Here is a 17,048-nt window from a genome sequence, read left to right as displayed (position 1 = left end):
CCTCCAACATCGGCTGGATGGCCTGGGCCAAGGACGGCGAGGAGGCCGGCACCACTGGTATGTCGTGCTCTCTCGAGGCTGTTCAGATTAAGCTCATTAAGAAGGGTGCTTCCCATCCTGATACATCGGGATATTCCCATCTTGAAATACCTTCGGTGACATATTCCTCTCAGGTGAAAGGCGCTTGGCAGAATTCTGTCTCGGCCGGAGAGGTGTCCGGTACAACTGGTCAGGGAATTTCCATCACCGGGTTTTCGGCTAAAACTACTTCATCTGTTGCCGGCGGGATTAAATATCAACTGCATCTTTCGAATGTAGGCTGGACTTCTGGCAAGACAAACGGGGAGCAGCTTTCGTCTACTGCTGAAACTAATTCGGTTGAGGCTATTAAAATTTCTCTTTCTGGTGACTTGGCAACCTATTTTGATGTTTGGTATAGGGTCCATGTCGATAATGTCGGCTGGCTTGGTTGGACTAAAAATGGTGCCGTTGCCGGTAGCACTGGCTATGGGTCGCATGTCCAAGCTGTCCAAGTTCGACTTACAAGGAAGGGCGCCAATGCCCCCGGGAGTACCGTTTCGCCGTGTTTGCTTGGGCAGCCTTCTGCGTTTGTAAATCCCATGCAGAAGAAGATTGTAGATCTTGCCCGACAGGTACCGTCTCCTGGCCCGGGATTGTGCTCCGAGTGGATTGCAGATATCTACGAGCGTGCCGGATTTAGGAACGTCCATACAGATGCCTGCGATTACTACTGGGATTATTGTAAATTCACCGATTATTCTCAGCTGAAAGTCGGAATGGTCATTGCCGTTCCTTCGCATACGCATACCCGCATGGGCAGCATTTACGGTCACGTATGTCTCTATATTGGCAATAACCAGGTTATGGATAATGTCGGTCAGATCAGGACGCTCGATATGGCGTACTGGTTGGATTATTATTCCACCTCATATAAGCCAAAGTGGGGTTGGTATGACAACGTGCCGCTTGCATAGCTGATCGAAAGTCATGCCTTCGCACAGGTTTTAGCAGTTACTCTAGTTAAAACGAACGGGCCGTTTTGCAACGGTCCGTTCGTTTCTATTTAAGTGCCATTCACGTTTTCGTTATTAATACAATTGCCGAAACGATAAATAATGATGCTAAAGATGGTCGATTGATGGGGGAGTCGAATGAAAAAGACGCAACGACTGCTAGCAACGGCAATGACGCCATTACTGATTCTTCAGTGTCTTCTGACGCCCCTTTCTGTCTGGGCTGATTCTTTACCGGTGCAGCCGGAATCTACTGATTATTCCGTTAATGCCGCCGGCAGCTCGGAAGACGAGGACTTCGTCTTAAATGACGAACAGCAGGGGGTTGAAGTCGAGCAGCCGACTGTGTCAGACAATGATTCTCCCTCATCCGTTTCTAGCGAGTCTGCTTCCAATGCGACTGATTCGCCGAAACCCGAAAATGTTGCATCCGCTGTCTTTGGCTCCGTTTCATACCAGACTCATGTACAGGATATTGGCTGGCAAGCTCCCGTTTCAAATGGAATGACGGCTGGCACAACAGGTCGTGCTAAGCGCGTTGAAGCACTCAAGATCAATCTGCTTTCACAAGATGGCACCCCTTTGGGGAGTGACAGCATTTCGGTCCAATCTCATATTTCCGGGATCGGCTGGGAGTCTCAGCTGGTGGGTAACGGGCAGACATCTGGAACAGTTGGACAGTCGCGAGCCATCGAGGCGATCAAGCTATCTTTGTCGGGCGGTCTTTCTGAATCGTATGACATTTGGTATCGCGTTCATTCTGCAAATGTTGGTTGGCTTGGCTGGGCCTCAAATGGTGAGCCTGCTGGAACACAGGGCTATGCTTATCAGATCGAAGCTATTCAGATAAAGGTGCTCCCAAAAAATGCTCAAGATGCGCCAGCGCGGGGCGATGCCTTTAGGGACCATTCTCAGGAACCGCCTTCCGTTTCCTATCGATCTCATGTCTCCAATGTTGGATGGATGGGTGTTGTCGCGGACGGAAAGACATCGGGGGTCATTGACTCAAGAAATGCAATCGAGGCACTGTCGCTTAGTGTTAATTGGTATGGCCACGGAGGCTCTATTTCCTCTCGCGCGCACGTCTCTGGCATTGGTTGGCAAAGCTGGTCTTCAGGTACTGTTGGCACGACCGGGCAGTCTCGGTCCATTGAGGCCGTTCAGTTTAAGCTGAACGACGAGATATCTGCAACTTACGACATTTGGTACCGTGTGTATGCTTCCAAATTGGGCGGATGGTTGGGCTGGACGTCCAATGGGTCTCCTGCGGGCTCGGTGGGGAAGGGTGCCGCCATTCAGGGTATTCAAGTTATGTTGGTCGAAAAGGGCTGCTCTGCTCCTGGCGATACAGCGAATCATTTTATTGGAGCTACGGATGTTCTGAATGGCAGTTCGTATGGCCTTAATGGCAATAGTTTGGGCACTGTGCAGGGTAAAACGATTTTAATGGGTTCCGAGAGCGGCTCTGAACCCTTAACCTCGCTTTCTATTTCGTTTGATAATCAAGAGACTTCAGGTTCAATTGGTTATTCAGGCTGCTATGAATTTGCCGGATGGAGCGGAGTTGTTTCTGACGGTGCTGCGCTTAACTCTAAAAATGATGGCCGAACTTTGAAGGCTGTGAGATTGACTCTTACTGGTGATTTGTCTAATGCCTATGACGTTTGGTATCGGTGCTTTGACTCCAAAAAAGGATGGCTTGGTTGGGCGTGTAATGGCGCGGATGCGGGGGCAACGATACCGGGTTCATTCCTTAAGGCTGTCGAAGTAAAGATTATCGGTAAAGGCAGTGGCGCGCCCGGAGTAACGGACGGAGCGTTTGTTTCCGATACTTCCGCCGATTGCACTCATGTTGTATATCAGGCTCATTCCGCTAATCGTGGGTGGTCTCCATCTGTTTTAGATGGGCAGGATGCCGGCACAACGGGAAAATCGCTTTCGCTTCAAGCTCTGAATGTGTCGCTGGCCGGTGTGGATGATGGCTCTCTTATTGAGGCACGAGCCCATGTTGCCAATATTGGTTGGCAGGAATGGCGGTCTGCCGGTTATGTTGGGACCGTTGGACAAGGGTTGGCCATTCAGGCTCTTGAACTGCGCATAAATGGTCCCCTGGCGAATCAGTATGACATTTTCTATCGAGTTCATTCGGCTGGTTATGGTTGGTTGGGTTGGGCCAAGAACGGCGATTCCGCTGGAACTACCGGGTTAAATATCCAGATAGAGGCTGTCCAAATAAAGCTTGTCGCGAAGGGCGGAAATCCTGGTGCATCGTCTGCACCCGCATTTATCTCGGCTCCAGCTCTAACGCTCCAGGCGCATGTCGCCACGCTCGGTTGGATGAATCCCGTTGGCAACGGTGGTGTTGCTGGCACAACTGGTAGGTCGCTTGCTATTGAGGCACTGAAGTTGAATGTCTCAAGTAGTGTATCGGGCGGTATTGAGTACTCCGCCCATGTGCAGGATGTGGGCTGGCAAGGCTGGACTTCTAATGGGAATGTCGCTGGCACAGTAGGCTGTGCAAAGCGTATCGAGGCTCTAAAGATTAGGTTAACCGGTGATTTATCGAACTACTTTGATGTTTGGTATCGAGCATATTGCCAAGACTTTGGGTGGCTCGACTGGACCTCAAATGGGCAGCCTGCGGGTACGTCTAGGATAGGCTGCAGAGTCGAGTCTGTTCAAGTGAAGATTGTTCCCAAGGGCGCTGGTGCTCCCGGTTCTACTGCGCGTCCGTTTACTGACCAGCCTTTGTTGCCGGCAGATATGATGACTATGCTTAATCGGGCTAATAGATATTCGAGCAATACAAGCTGGCTCATTATGGTTGACAGGCAAGCATGCCGCCTTGGAGTTTTTCGTGGACAGCGCGGGTCGTGGAGTTACGCTCAATACTGGACTTGCTCTACCGGCGCCCCTAGTACTCCAACGCCTACGGGTGAGTATACCGTCACCGGCAAGGGCTACTCGTTTGGACATGGGTATACCTGCTACTACTACACGCAGTTTTATGGGGACTACCTGTTCCATTCAATACCGTACTTCCAGGGAACTTTTAATCCCATGGACAGCCGAATGGGAATGCATATTTCACAAGGCTGCGTGCGTTTGCCCATCGATCGCGCTAAATGGATTTGGAATAACGTGCCCCTTGCTACCAAGGTGGTAATCTACTAGCCATTCTCGTAAGCGACGAGAGCTTGTTAGAGGGCCCTTTCCTGTTGCCGTAGTCTTGGCAACGGGAAAGGGCCCTTGCCGTTGGACAAGGCTCCTTTTTCTTCGTTCACCTAATTGGTGGCATTAATGAAGCCTACTCCCGATAGTATGGTTATTGAAGACTGTCTATCTAGGAGGCGATTCTTTTGAAAAGGCAATTTAGAGCATTTATTGTTCTGATTTCCTGCTTCATGTCGATGCTGCTTTTGAGCCCTTTGGCTTGTTGGGCAGATCAAAATGTTGGTTCCAACGAATATGAATCCGTCCCAGAGACCCAATCCGACCCCTCGGATCAAACTGCTGCTGTAGCCGATGAAACGGCGCCTTCGATTGATGTTGCCATGGAGCCCAAAGAGGCGGTCCCGGATGTCAACTATAAATCTCACATTTCAGGCATTGGCTGGGAGCCGACGTTTACATCGAATGGCTCGATCTCTGGCACAACAGGCCAGTCTCGTAGGCTTGAGGCGCTCAGGGTTTCCCTCCCTAATTCAGAGGACCTTGGTATCGAATACCGCTCTCATGTTCAAAATGAAGGCTGGCAGGATTGGGTTTCTAATGGAGCTGTCTCCGGCACGACGGGAAAGGGCCTTCAGATTGAAGCCGTCGAGCTCAAGCTGACGGGTGACAGGGCAGCTTCTTATGACCTGTATTATCGCGTTCATGCTTCTAATTTCGGCTGGCTTGGATGGACCTCAAATGGGTCGACTGCTGGAACCACCGGTTGGTCTTATGCCGTTGAAGCAATACAGATCGTCATTGTAAAGAAGGGTGACGCGGCGCCTGGCGATACCGCTGGTGCCTATGTCCCGTATGTCTTTAATTGCTCTCTTTCTCAGGTTGGGGAGACGACTAAAGTAACCCTGAATATTCCGCAGGTCGAGGATATAAAACGACTCGGCATCGCTGATTCGATAAAGGTTGCAGGCTCCATGTCGTATGGAGGGAGGGTCACCCGTTCCGTCTCAAGCACGATTGCACTCGGAGATCTGGGCTCTAGCTCCAGTGAAATTGATTTTAGCGATTATGGTCCGTTTGACGTTACGTTGCATTATTTGAAGAATGGAAATATCGTTCATGAGGATCATCAGTCAATTGGCATTTCTGCGAGCGAGTACAACCTTGCTCCTTTGAGCGCTTCTTTCCCCGTTGTTCTCTATTCGCTGGTTTTCTGGGATATCAGCACCTCTTCTGCTGGAACGAGCATTCCGTCAATCGTAATGCTCGATCGCCCAAGTGCCTATAACTGGAACTCGCTTCCATCCGGGATGTATGGTCTTCCGTACCTGACTCATGAGGAGAATGCTTCCAGTTCGAGCTATCAGGCGTTCGCGGATTATGTCGCTGCGCTCTACAAGATCAATCCCAAGGCAAAGTTCAATCTGTATATCAATGACATCACCTGCTCGTTGATCCATAGGATGATTTACGCCAATAAGATTCCCGCTGGTCAATACTTCATTCGGCTGTTGTCCGATGGATCTGCCACATATGTCTTTACCAACGAGGCCTTCGACGTTAAGGATCCAGATTCTAAGCAAGCGGAGCTGATTGCTCTATGGAACGCTGCAAAGAATAAGGAATACGAAACCGGTGAGGTCTCAAAGTCGTATAGCGATTATCACGATCACTGGGATTCTATGTATGCCGTGCTGAGTATTGAGCCCGGCACTCAGTGGTGGATGACTCGAACGAATCTGTTTACGAGTGGTGACGATAATGCCTTTGCGAATAAGATCGCATCCGATCCTAACGTTAAGAAGATGAACGTTTCGAGCATGCTTACGAGCCTGCAGAATAGGGGAGAGGATACAGTCCAAGCGTTTAAGGCCCTGTACAACTTTAACGATGGTTATTTTGATGCAGCGACTCAACAGGGCAAAAAGGTGATGATGCTGCTTGGAACGTACGTTTCTTACGAGCAGAATTTTGACGACTATGCCAATTTGACCGAAGTTATCTATGGCGATGACTATTTGTATTATTACAAGGGGCATCCAAACACACCGACGGGTATGTATCCCCAAAAGCAGGAACAGCTTGACCGTCTTGGCATTACCGATGTCGATTCTTCCGTTGCTGCAGAGCTGATTCTCTTCTTTAATCCGGAGATCGGTCTTTCTGGTTATGGGTCTAGTACGTATAACTCGGCCAGTGCCGATGCTGCTGGTGGACTTTGGAATTCCACGAAGGCCGAGGCCTTGAAGCCGGGTGCCGTCATCGATTATTCGATTATGGATTGGTTTGCTTCTCCGATTACCGAAGACACGGATGCTGCTATCAGATCCCTTTGCAAACTGGGAGATTCTTGCTATCTCGTAGAGTTTTCGGATTCCATACTTGCTTCGGCAAATTACGACTTTGCGATCTATTCGCACAATAGCGGTGCTCTGACTTATTTCAAGAAGGGCGAGTCGGGCTACGACGTTGTTAAGGTGTCACGAGGCCCTCTTGACGTGTTGGCAACTTCGCATGTTTCGAATGACGGCTGGCAATCGGCCTCCAAGGGTGGAAATGCTTCTGGTACCGTTGGTCAGTCAAAAGCTGTCGAGGCCATTACTCTTAACCTGCAGAATGCTCCCTACGATGGTGGCTTGGAGTACAGGACGCATGTTTCCGATTACGGTTGGCAAGATTATGCGAAAGAGGGAGAAGTCTCCGGTACTACGGGGCAAAGCAAGTCTGTCCAGGCTATTCAAATTCGCCTTACTGGCGAGATGGCAAATCGCTATGACGTTTACTACCGAGCCCATGTTCAGGATAAGGGCTGGCTCGGTTGGGCCTGTAATGATCAGGTTGCCGGAACGACCGGTTTTGGTTTGAGGCTCGAGGCATATCAGGTCGTTATAGTTGAAAAGGGTTCGCCCGCTCCTGGGGATACAAGTCAACCTTCTATTCAGAGAACGTTTACAATCAGGGCTCATGTTTCAAACCTTGGTTGGCAGCAGCCGGTTTACGAAGGCTCGACCGCTGGTACAACTGGTCGTAACCTAGCTGTTGAGGCGTTGACGATCAGCAGACCCGACCTTGGGTATTCAGGCAACATCGAATATCGAGCTCACGTTCAGAATATCGGCTGGCAAAAGTGGGTCAAGAATGGCAAGGTTGCCGGTACTACGGGGAAGTCTCTTGCTGTTGAGGCCGTTGAAATAAAACTGACGGGAGATCTCGCCAAGCACTATGACGTCGTCTATAGTGCTCATGTGCAAAGCAAGGGTTGGCTCGATTGGGTTAAATCGGGCGAGTGCGCGGGTACAACTGGAGAGGCCCTACATATGGAAGCGATTGAGGTTAAGTTGGTTGATAAATTGTAAGCGATGCAAGTCTATCATCTATCCGCTATTGCAGTAATTCAGTGGTTTAGTCCAACTGTATTAGTTTAATCTTGAAGGAGTTTATGATTTTTCGTAAACTCCTTTAGTTTAGCTACTAATTAATTTAGGGACTCGTTTATGAATTCATGTGCAAAACGATGCAAGTCTTATGGCGTATTATTTGCTGTAATGTTTGTGACTGCGTTATTAGTCGCATTTTATTATTGCAATTTGAAAACAGGGTTTCATGTTGACGAGCTGTGGACTTTCGGTCTCTCGAATAGTTTTTATTTTCCACATATTTTTTGGGAAAACAATATGGATGCCAACTGGATGGATCCTACGTTCATTCAGTCTTATTTGACAGTTGATACAGGGCATGTGTTTCGGTTTGATTCGGTTTTATATAATCTGAGTAATGACGCACATCCTCCTCTCTATTTTTTCATTATTCATACCGTTTGCTCACTGTTTCCGAATGAATTTAGCAAATGGTTTGGCTTGGTTCCTAATCTATGTTTCTATTCACTCAGTTTAGTATTTTTATTTAAGCTTTCTTACAAAGTGTTTCAGAGTAAGCCAGTCGCTCTAATTTTAATGGCACTTTGGGCTTTCAGTCCCATAGCGTTAAATCTAGTGACCTACATTCGAATGTATCTGTTATTGGTGACACTTGCCCTAGCATTTCTTGATGCGTTATACGATATGTTTAATGTTGCTTTCGCCAATCGATCGGTTTATTTCCGCCTATTTGTTATTTCTTTATTGGGGTTTTTAACTCACTTCTATTTCTATATTTATCTCTTTTTTGTTTCCTGTTTTTTTACTATTTATTTTTGGGCAAGAAAAGGATGGATGTTCTCCTTTAAATATGGAGTCACGATTGTCTTATCGGTTTGTCTGTCATTTATCATATTTCCTCCAGCATTAAGCAACATGTTTGGGAATCACTATGTCGAATCGGCCTCATCGCAATCAGGGGTAATGGTATTACTTGGACGAATTTGGCAATTTCTAGGTTCGTCGTCCGTTGATTTGTTCTTCGGATCAAGGCTTCTTTTGATTGCCAGCTTCTGTTTGTCAATTGCCCTTTGTTTCTACTTGCTATGGAATAAAAAAATTAATCGTGAGCATCCTGAGTCGATTTATATAGTTTTATTATTTAATTCATCCCTTGTTTTTTACGTCACAGCTTGCTATGTATCTCCTTTTACTTCGTCAAGATACATATGCTTGGCATATCCAGGATTACTGTTATTTGGATTTGGAATGTTCTTGTATCTATTTAGATATTTGCAAATTCGCTATAGAAATAATACTGATTTCAATTTTCGGGGCACTATTTTAGTTTCTGCTGTATTTGTTTGCGCAATTATTGCTGCAGATTCTGTTTTCTTTTCTTCCAATGCTTTGTATTTATATCCGAAATCTGCTGACAATGAAGCCGCAGTAGAGAAGTACGCGGGTTCAACGGGGCTCTTTGTCTCTTATGATTACTATCAGCTCACTGCGAAGCTATTAGAAGTTGCCAAATTGTCTCGCATTCATGCGCTGATTCCTGATCAGAAAGCTATTAGCAGTTTTTGCGATAGAAATTATATTGATTCTGATGATCTGGTTGTTTACATGAATAATCACGACTGCGAAGAAGAGGTTCTTTCTCAACTGAAAGATGAACTAGGATATAGTGGTTTTAAAAAACTGCCCGGATATACTCAAATCGATGATGGAACCTCTTGTTTTGTTTATGTCCTTTATAGATAACAGTAGGAAAAGGGTCTTTAATGAAACGAGATTCGGTGATTCAATTTCTGAAGTTTTCGATTGTTGGACTTTCAAATACAATCGTTTCTTACTTAGTTTACGCGGCACTCCTTTTTATTGGAGTGAACTATATTGTCGCCAATATAGTTTCATATTTTGCTGGTGTCATCAATTCCTTCTATTGGAACAATAAATATGTTTTTGATAATGAGAGATCGGATTTGAGTTCACTTATTTCAAGTTTTTCCAAGCTACTTGCTTCGAGTGCTTTTACTGGATTGATTATCAACAACATCCTTTTGTACTTTTGGGTTAGTGTGCTTGGAATTTCTTCTATTCTTGGTCCACTGCTTAACTTGTTTGTAACTTATCCTCTTAATTATATTTTAAGTAAGTATTGGGCATTTAAGTGATAGGTGCTTGCATGACAAAGATGGACATATTGCCGATTCTCTATCTCGTGGTTCCTTGTTATAACGAGGAGAGCGTTTTGCGGGAAACCTCTAAAAGGCTTTTTGAGAAGTTTTCCACTTTAGTAAAATTGTCTCAGATTAATGCGAACAGTAAGGTTTTGTTAGTTGACGATGGGTCATCCGATAAGACTTGGGAGATCATCGAAAGTCTTCATCAGTCTAATTCCTTATTCTGTGGACTTAAGCTCTCTAGGAATTGTGGCCATCAGAAGGCTTTACTTTCTGGGTTACACAAGGCAGCGGAGTTTGCTGATTTAATAGCATCGATGGACGCTGATTTACAAGATGATATCAATGCGCTTGATGAAATGGTTTCAAGAGCTCGCGAAGGCTATGAAGTTGTATATGGTGTACGAAATGATCGTTCTAGTGATTCCTTTCTAAAACGTTTTACCGCACAGTCTTTTTATCGCTTACAGTCTTCGTTGGGTGTCGATGCTGTTTATAACCATGCTGACTATAGATTGATGTCCAAGCGTGCTGTTCTTGCATTGTCTCAATTCCGTGAGGTTAATCTATTTCTTCGTGGTTTGGTTCCTTTAGTTGGTTTCAAATCTTGCTGCGTGTATTATTCGCGAGGGAAACGGTTTGCCGGCGAATCTAAATACACGCTCGGTAAAATGCTGTCATTTGCTTTTGAAGGTATAACGTCTTTTAGTACTAAACCGATTAGGATAATTACTCTCACCGGTTTAATCATTTCTATTTTTAGTTTATTTGCACTTGTATATCTTTTTATTGGTCATTTTATTGGCGATGTACAAGTTGGCTGGACAAGCATTATTATGTCAATTTGGTGTCTTGGCGGACTTCAACTTTTGGCTTTGGGTGTCATCGGCGAGTACGTTGGAAAGACTTATATGGAGACGAAGCATCGTCCTCGCTATTTTATTGAGGAATTTTTGTCCGATAAGGAGGACAAGGATGCCTAAAGTTAGTGTGTTGATGCCTTGTTTTAATGGTGCTAAGTACATTTTGAAGGCAATTGATTCGGTGTTAAGCCAGTCTTTCCGCGATTTCGAATTATTAATTTTCGATGATCAGTCAACTGATGGAACATTTGAGATTGTTTCCAAGCTAACGGATTCTCGAATTAAGGTATTTAGAAACGCCAGTAATCTCGGTCTTGTTGGAAACTGGAATAATGCCATTGAGAAATCTTCTGGCGAGTATATTCATTTCCTCTTTCAGGATGATATTTTGTTACCCGGGGCTCTTGAGTCTGAGGTTGCAGCACTGGATGCTAATCCAAAGTGCTCTCTCTGCTTCAGCGCTTCATGTGTTATTGACTCGAATGGTGCCATTACAATGAAGAGGAGACCTTTTAAGCGGGATATGGTTTTAAAAGGCTCTGATTTTGCCCGCAAGACATTTCGAACTCATAATATCTATGGAGAGCCTTCTAATGTCATGTTTCGTAGAGATTGCTGGCAAAAGGTTGGACCCTTTAATGATTCTTTGTGTTACTCCCCTGATTGGGAGTATTGGATTCGTCTATCACTTAATAGTGATGTCTGCTATCTAGACTCAATTTATTCCTATTTTAGAGTGTGCAACGAATCTACTACGAACTCACTTTTTAAGGATAAAAAAGAGCAATTGAAACGCGATGAGTTTGATTTTGTGCGAGCAATCTGTTCACTCGATGGTATCAATATATCGTCGGTTGATTTAACCGCTCGTAAATTGTCGCTCTCAATCAGGAACATTGCTAAACGGATTTATTTTTCCGTTCACTGACTTTGGAAGTGATTGAATGAAAGGCATCATCCTCGCCGGCGGGTCCGGCACGCGCCTGTACCCGCTCACGCTCGTGACCTCCAAGCAGCTGCTGCCGGTCTACGACAAGCCCATGATCTACTACCCGCTGTCCACCCTCATGCTGGCGGGCATCCGGGACATCCTGGTCATCTCCACCCCGACCGACCTCCCCAACTTCGAGCGCCTGCTCGGGGACGGCTCGCGTTACGGCGTGAACCTGTCCTACGCCGAGCAGCCCTCGCCGGACGGCCTGGCGCAGGCCTTCACCATCGGCGAGGAGTTCATTAACGGCGAGCCGTGCGCCCTGGTGCTCGGCGACAACATCTTCTACGGCAACGGCCTGTCGCGCCACCTGACGCGCGCCGTCCAGAACGCGGAGTCGGGCCGCGCCACGGTCTTCGGCTACCACGTGGACGACCCCGAGCGCTTCGGCGTCGTGGAGTTCGACGGCGAGGGGAGGGCCGTCTCCATCGAGGAGAAGCCAGCCGAGCCCAAGAGCTCCTACGCCGTCACCGGCCTGTACTTCTACCCGGGCGACGTGGCCGCCAAGGCGCATGAGGTCAAGCCGTCGGCCCGCGGGGAGCTGGAGATCACCGACCTCAACCGGATGTACCTGGAGGAGGGGACGCTGTCGGTCGTGACCCTCGGCCGCGGCTACGCGTGGCTGGACACCGGCACCATGGAGAGCCTGCACGAGGCCGCGGAGTTCGTCCGCGCCGTGGAGCACTCCCAGGACCTTCCGGTCTCGGTCCCCGAGGAGATCGCCTGGGAGAACGGCTGGATCACGACCGCCGAGCTGGAGGAGGCCGCGAGGGCCTACGGCAAGTCGGTCTACGGCCGGCACCTGAAGAAGGTCGCCGCCGGCGAGATCGTCAACAGCCCGCGCGAGTACTAATCCGATCCAATGGGAGATAGAAACATGTCTGAAGAGCTCTTCGAGCCCAGGAACATCATCGTCACGGGCGGCTGCGGCTTCATCGGCAGCAACTTCGTCCACTACGTGGTCAACAACCACCCCGACGTGCACGTCACCGTCCTGGACAAGCTGACCTACGCCGGCAACCCCGAGAACATCGCCGGGCTGCCGGCCGACCGCGTCGAGCTCGTCGTGGGCGACATCTGCGACGCCGGGCTGCTCGATGAGCTGGTGCCGGGCCACGACGCCATCGTGCACTACGCCGCGGAGTCCCACAACGACAACTCCATCGCCGACCCGGAGCCGTTCCTGCGCACCAACGTGGAGGGCACCTTCCGCCTTCTGGAGGCCGTCCGCAAGCACGGCGTCCGCTACCACCACGTCTCCACCGACGAGGTCTACGGCGACCTGGCGCTCGACGACCCGGCCAAGTTCACCGAGGAGACGCCCTACCGCCCGTCCTCCCCGTACAGCTCGACCAAGGCCAGCTCCGACATGCTCGTCCGCGCCTGGACCCGCACCTACGGCCTTCGCGCCACGATCTCCAACTGCTCCAACAACTACGGCCCCTACCAGCACGTGGAGAAGTTCATCCCCAGGCAGATCACGAACATCGTCGACGGCGTCCGCCCCAAGCTCTACGGCCGCGGCGAGAACGTCCGCGACTGGATCCACACCGAGGACCACTCCTCGGCCGTCTGGGACATCCTCACCAAGGGCCGCATGGGGGAGACCTACCTCATCGGCGCAAATGGCGAGAGGGACAACATCACCGTGCTGCGCATGATACTTACGGCCATGGGCCGCGACCCCGAGGACTTCGACTGGGTCGCCGACCGCCCCGGCCACGACCGCCGCTACGCCATCGACTCCACCAAGCTGCAGCGCGAGCTCGGCTGGAGGCCGGCCCACACCGACTTCGCCGAGGGCCTGAAGCAGACGATCGACTGGTACGTGGCCAACGAGTCCTGGTGGCGCCCGGCCAAGGAGGCCACCGAGGCCCGCTACCGCGCGCAGGGCCAGTAGGAGGGGAGAGACATGGCAGACATCGCATTCGAGAAGGACCTCTCCGTCACGGAGACCGGCATCGGGGGCCTCAAGGTCGTCGACCTGGCCGTCCACGGCGACTCGCGCGGCTGGTTCAAGGAGAACTGGCAGCGCGCCAAGATGACCGCCCTGGGCATCCCGGACCTCCGCGTCGTCCAGAACAACGTCTCCTACAACGACAGCCGCGGCGTCACCCGCGGCATCCACGCCGAGCCCTGGGACAAGTTCATCTCGGTGGCCCGCGGCTCGGTCTTCGGCGCCTGGGTCGACCTTCGCGAGGGCAGCGAGACCTTCGGCAAGGTGTTCACCTGCACGCTCGACCCGTCCAGGGCCATCTACGTCCCGCGCGGCGTGGGCAACTCCTTCCAGGCCCTGGAGGACGGCACCGCCTACACCTACCTGGTGGACGCCCACTGGTCGCTGGAGCTGAAGAGGACCTACACCTTCGTGAACCTCGCCGACCCCGAGCTCGCCATCGAGTGGCCGATCCCGCTGGCCGAGGCCACCGTCTCCGAGGCCGACCTCAACCACCCGATGCTGAAGGACGTCATCCCCATGGCGCCGAGGCGCACCCTCGTCACAGGCTGCAACGGCCAGCTGGGCCGCGCGGTGCGCGAGCTGGCCGAGGAGCGCGGCGTCGCCAAGGACTTCGACTTCTGCGACATCGACACCTTCGACATGTCCGACCCGGCGGCCTACGCGCAGTACGACTGGTCGCTCTACGGCACCGTGATCAACTGCGGCGCCTACACGGCCGTGGACAAAGCGGAGACCCCCGAGGGCCGCGTGACCGCCTGGAAGGCCAACGCGACCGGGCCGGCGCTGCTCGCCCGCACCTGCTCTGAGCACGGGATCACCCTCGTGCATGTCTCCTCCGACTACGTCTTCGACGGCACGGCCGAGGTCCACACAGAGGACGAGCCCCCCAGCCCGCTTTCCGTCTACGGCCAGACCAAGGCCGCCGGCGACATCGCCGTGGCGGGGTGCCCGCGCCACTACATCATGCGCAGCTCCTGGGTCATCGGCGAGGGGCACAACTTCGTCAAGACGATGAAGGGCCTGTCCGACCGCGTCGCCGACCCCGAGGACGGGCTCGAGAGGGTCACCGTCGTCGACGACCAGCTGGGCCGCCTGACCTTCACGCGCGACATGGCGGAGGCCATCTTCCACGTGCTGGACGCGAAGGCCCCCTACGGCACCTACGACTGCACCGGCTCCGGCGCCGTGAAGAGCTGGGCGGACATCGCCCGAGCCGTCTTCGAGGCCGCCAACGGCAACGGCGACAGGGTCGTGCCGGTATCGACCGCAGACTACTACGCCGGCGCCGAGGGCCCCATCGCCCCGCGCCCGGTCCACTCCGCGCTCGACCTGTCCAGGCTCGAGTCGGTTGGGTTCCATATGCCCGACTGGGAGGAAGAGCTAAAACTTCATTTTGATTAGATGCCTTTAGTACATTGTTTGCATTCTTAAAATCAGTGAGAATGCAGACAATGCCATGGGCATTTATGCCATTTTGCCAAGTTGCACCAGGAATTTTTTTGGATGGTTTTCAATGCATTTTAAACTTGCAAATTTGATTTTTAACGGATCTGATGCGATGTTGCAGTATCCATTGCTTTGCTATAGGGCAACGGAGGGTCTCGTTATTCCAACTTCGAATGACGCTATTGAAATCATGAAATCGACCAATGTTGATTTCACAACATATTTTAATGCGCTATCCATTAATAAGTGGCGAAAATACACTACTGCAAAGGCGTTTTATCTTCATATCGAGTATTGCGGCTCCGCCTTAACGCTTCAGCAGACGTATGCAAATAATTATTCTTGGATTCCTTCTACAATTGATGGCTCTGCGGTTAGTTTGCAACGATCCGATGAATGGAGTACAGCTGAAATCGAACTCTCCCTTTGTGAGGGAGAGATTCTGCACGCTTTTAATATCAGTACTGAAGGCCCTGTTAATATTCGGAATGCGTATTATTATTGCGATTGTGAAGAACTGGATATTCATCCAGTTGAGCTAGCGCTTGCAACTACTACGTTTAAAAAAGAAGACTATATTGTCCGTAACGTATCTCTTTTACAAAAGAACATTATTGATTCTGATGAAGAGATTGCTGATCATTTCCACGTACACATTATTGATAATGGCCGTTCGCTGAATAGTGCAAACCTGGATTCATCGCGTGTTACTGTTCATCCAAATCCTAATGTTGGCGGGTCTGGTGGTTTTGCTCGGGGGATGATTGAGTCACTTGAGCAGAATCCTAAAGCGACTCATGTTCTCCTGATGGACGATGATGTCGAGGTTCTTCCCGAGAGTTTTATCCGCACTTTCAACCTGCTCTCTCTTCTCAAAGAAGAATATGCTGAGGCCTTTTTATCGGGTGCCATGATGAGCTTGGAAGAGCCCAATTTGCGTACCGAGGATTTAGGGTTCTTTACTGCTAAGGGAACTTTTTCTCCCCTTAAGCCTGCAGGCTATATGACCTCACTTCATGATGTCGTTGAGACCGAGATATATAAGGCCCCAACTGGCCTTTATGAGGACACTGCCCAACAGTATGCTGGCTGGTGGTATTGCGTTATACCTACCGCAACGATTGAGCGCGAGGGGCTGCCTTTGCCTTTATTTGTTCGTTCGGATGACGCCGAGTACGCGCTTCGCTGCAAGCCCAAGTTCATGTCCATGAATGGTATTTGCGTTTGGCATAATTCCTTTAAGTTTAAGTATAGTGCTGCCGTGGAGCGTTATCAGGTAAGCCGAAATACGCTAATCAGTCAGGCGACAACTGGCGCTGCGCCTCTCTCTGATTTTCTTTATGAGATTCGTCGTGAAGTTGAGCTCGACTTGAAGAAATTTAATTACGATGAAGCTGCTCTTGCCGTAAAAGGTCTTGAAGATTTTTTGAGAGGTCCGGAGTGGATTTCTCATCCTGTCGCTGAATCCCGTTTTATGGCGGCAAATCGTGAAAGGGAACAATTGATTCCCATCGAGCAGCTCATCCCTCAGGCGCTAGAATTGGGTGTCGACTTGACGCAACTGACTTTTGGCAATCTGAGCCTTGGGGGCGACAGGTCTAGGCTGCAGGCATTTAAGGATTATCTGACCATTAATGGCCACCGTTTTGTTAACGACTCCGCTAAACGTAACGGTAGGGTTGCTGTTATTGATGCTGCGGGATGGGTTTATCCCGCAGGTAAAATCAGGGATGTTGACACGCTTATTGTGGTAGATATGCCTAATAAAAAGGGTGCCATTAGACATATGGATAAGAAGCGATTCAAAGAGGTTTGGAGTCGTTTTCGTAAAGCCGAGAAGGAATTCAAGCGTAACAAAGATAAGATTTATACCGAATACGCTTCGTATAGAGATGTCTTTACTTCGATCGATTTCTGGAAACAGTATTTGAAAGAGGCGTCGGAGTAGTCTTCATGTGAGTGGGTTTCAAGGTGGGACCCACTCATTCTTTTGTATCATATGAGTAATTGTGCTTCGTCCATTGTTTGTCGTTGCGAAGGT

The 17,048-nt window shown here is 49.9% G+C and carries 10 protein-coding genes and 1 pseudogene; all 11 read left to right on the top strand.

Translation table 11 applies throughout. The features are described from left to right. A pseudogene (locus I2G43_RS01420) lies at positions 1-995 on the top strand (hypothetical protein); the annotation flags it as partial. A gap of 177 nt (positions 996-1,172) precedes the next feature. Further along, the gene (locus tag I2G43_RS01415) at positions 1,173-4,208 is read left to right on the top strand and encodes a L,D-transpeptidase family protein (protein WP_195534817.1); all 3,036 of its coding nucleotides are present in this window, start codon (positions 1,173-1,175) and stop codon (positions 4,206-4,208) included. A gap of 185 nt (positions 4,209-4,393) precedes the next feature. Then, a complete protein-coding gene (locus I2G43_RS01410; protein ID WP_195534816.1) occupies positions 4,394-7,561 on the top strand; it encodes a hypothetical protein in 3,168 nt (1,055 codons plus the stop codon). A 138-nt stretch (positions 7,562-7,699) separates the two neighbouring features. Beyond that, positions 7,700-9,325 (top strand): hypothetical protein, encoded by a 1,626-nt coding sequence (locus I2G43_RS01405; RefSeq protein WP_195534815.1) that lies wholly within the window; start codon positions 7,700-7,702, stop codon positions 9,323-9,325. Between the two features lie 20 nt (positions 9,326-9,345). Further along, entirely contained in the window at positions 9,346-9,738 is a 393-nt protein-coding gene (locus I2G43_RS10675) for a GtrA family protein (protein WP_118406019.1), read from the top strand. A gap of 11 nt (positions 9,739-9,749) precedes the next feature. Beyond that, on the top strand, positions 9,750-10,730 hold the full coding sequence (locus tag I2G43_RS01395; RefSeq protein ID WP_229071440.1) for a glycosyltransferase family 2 protein: 981 nt from the start codon (positions 9,750-9,752) through the stop codon (positions 10,728-10,730). Further along, the gene (locus I2G43_RS01390; protein ID WP_195534814.1) at positions 10,723-11,538 is read left to right on the top strand and encodes a glycosyltransferase; all 816 of its coding nucleotides are present in this window, start codon (positions 10,723-10,725) and stop codon (positions 11,536-11,538) included. The genes I2G43_RS01395 and I2G43_RS01390 overlap by 8 nt, the downstream gene beginning before the upstream one ends. Before the next feature lie 16 nt (positions 11,539-11,554). After that, on the top strand, positions 11,555-12,454 hold the full coding sequence (gene rfbA, locus I2G43_RS01385; protein WP_195534813.1) for a glucose-1-phosphate thymidylyltransferase RfbA: 900 nt from the start codon (positions 11,555-11,557) through the stop codon (positions 12,452-12,454). A gap of 24 nt (positions 12,455-12,478) precedes the next feature. After that, positions 12,479-13,501, top strand: coding sequence for a dTDP-glucose 4,6-dehydratase (rfbB, locus tag I2G43_RS01380; protein ID WP_195534812.1), 1,023 nt, complete (start codon positions 12,479-12,481; stop codon positions 13,499-13,501). A gap of 12 nt (positions 13,502-13,513) precedes the next feature. After that, positions 13,514-14,962, top strand: a complete 1,449-nt coding sequence (locus I2G43_RS01375) for a sugar nucleotide-binding protein (RefSeq protein ID WP_195534811.1) — start codon at positions 13,514-13,516, stop codon at positions 14,960-14,962. Between the two features lie 55 nt (positions 14,963-15,017). Then, the gene (locus I2G43_RS01370; protein WP_195534810.1) at positions 15,018-16,955 is read left to right on the top strand and encodes a glycosyltransferase; all 1,938 of its coding nucleotides are present in this window, start codon (positions 15,018-15,020) and stop codon (positions 16,953-16,955) included. The last annotated feature ends 93 nt before the right edge of the window (positions 16,956-17,048 follow it).

Source organism: Collinsella aerofaciens (assembly GCF_015557435.1).
In the GTDB taxonomy this organism is placed as follows: domain Bacteria; phylum Actinomycetota; class Coriobacteriia; order Coriobacteriales; family Coriobacteriaceae; genus Collinsella; species Collinsella aerofaciens_Z.
This window is presented reverse-complemented; position numbering and strand designations above follow the sequence as displayed.

Excerpts from the sequence above, each read along its gene's own strand:
- rfbB (WP_195534812.1), top strand. The coding sequence starts at position 12,479 with ATGTCTGAAGAGCTCTTCGAGCCCAGGAACATCATCGTCACGGGCGGC.
- I2G43_RS01405 (WP_195534815.1), top strand. The coding sequence starts at position 7,700 with ATGAATTCATGTGCAAAACGATGCAAGTCTTATGGCGTATTATTTGCT.
- I2G43_RS01415 (WP_195534817.1), top strand. The coding sequence starts at position 1,173 with ATGAAAAAGACGCAACGACTGCTAGCAACGGCAATGACGCCATTACTG.
- I2G43_RS01370 (WP_195534810.1), top strand. The coding sequence starts at position 15,018 with ATGGGCATTTATGCCATTTTGCCAAGTTGCACCAGGAATTTTTTTGGA.
- I2G43_RS01390 (WP_195534814.1), top strand. The coding sequence starts at position 10,723 with ATGCCTAAAGTTAGTGTGTTGATGCCTTGTTTTAATGGTGCTAAGTAC.
- I2G43_RS01375 (WP_195534811.1), top strand. The coding sequence starts at position 13,514 with ATGGCAGACATCGCATTCGAGAAGGACCTCTCCGTCACGGAGACCGGC.
- I2G43_RS10675 (WP_118406019.1), top strand. The coding sequence starts at position 9,346 with ATGAAACGAGATTCGGTGATTCAATTTCTGAAGTTTTCGATTGTTGGA.
- rfbA (WP_195534813.1), top strand. The coding sequence starts at position 11,555 with ATGAAAGGCATCATCCTCGCCGGCGGGTCCGGCACGCGCCTGTACCCG.
- I2G43_RS01395 (WP_229071440.1), top strand. The coding sequence starts at position 9,750 with ATGACAAAGATGGACATATTGCCGATTCTCTATCTCGTGGTTCCTTGT.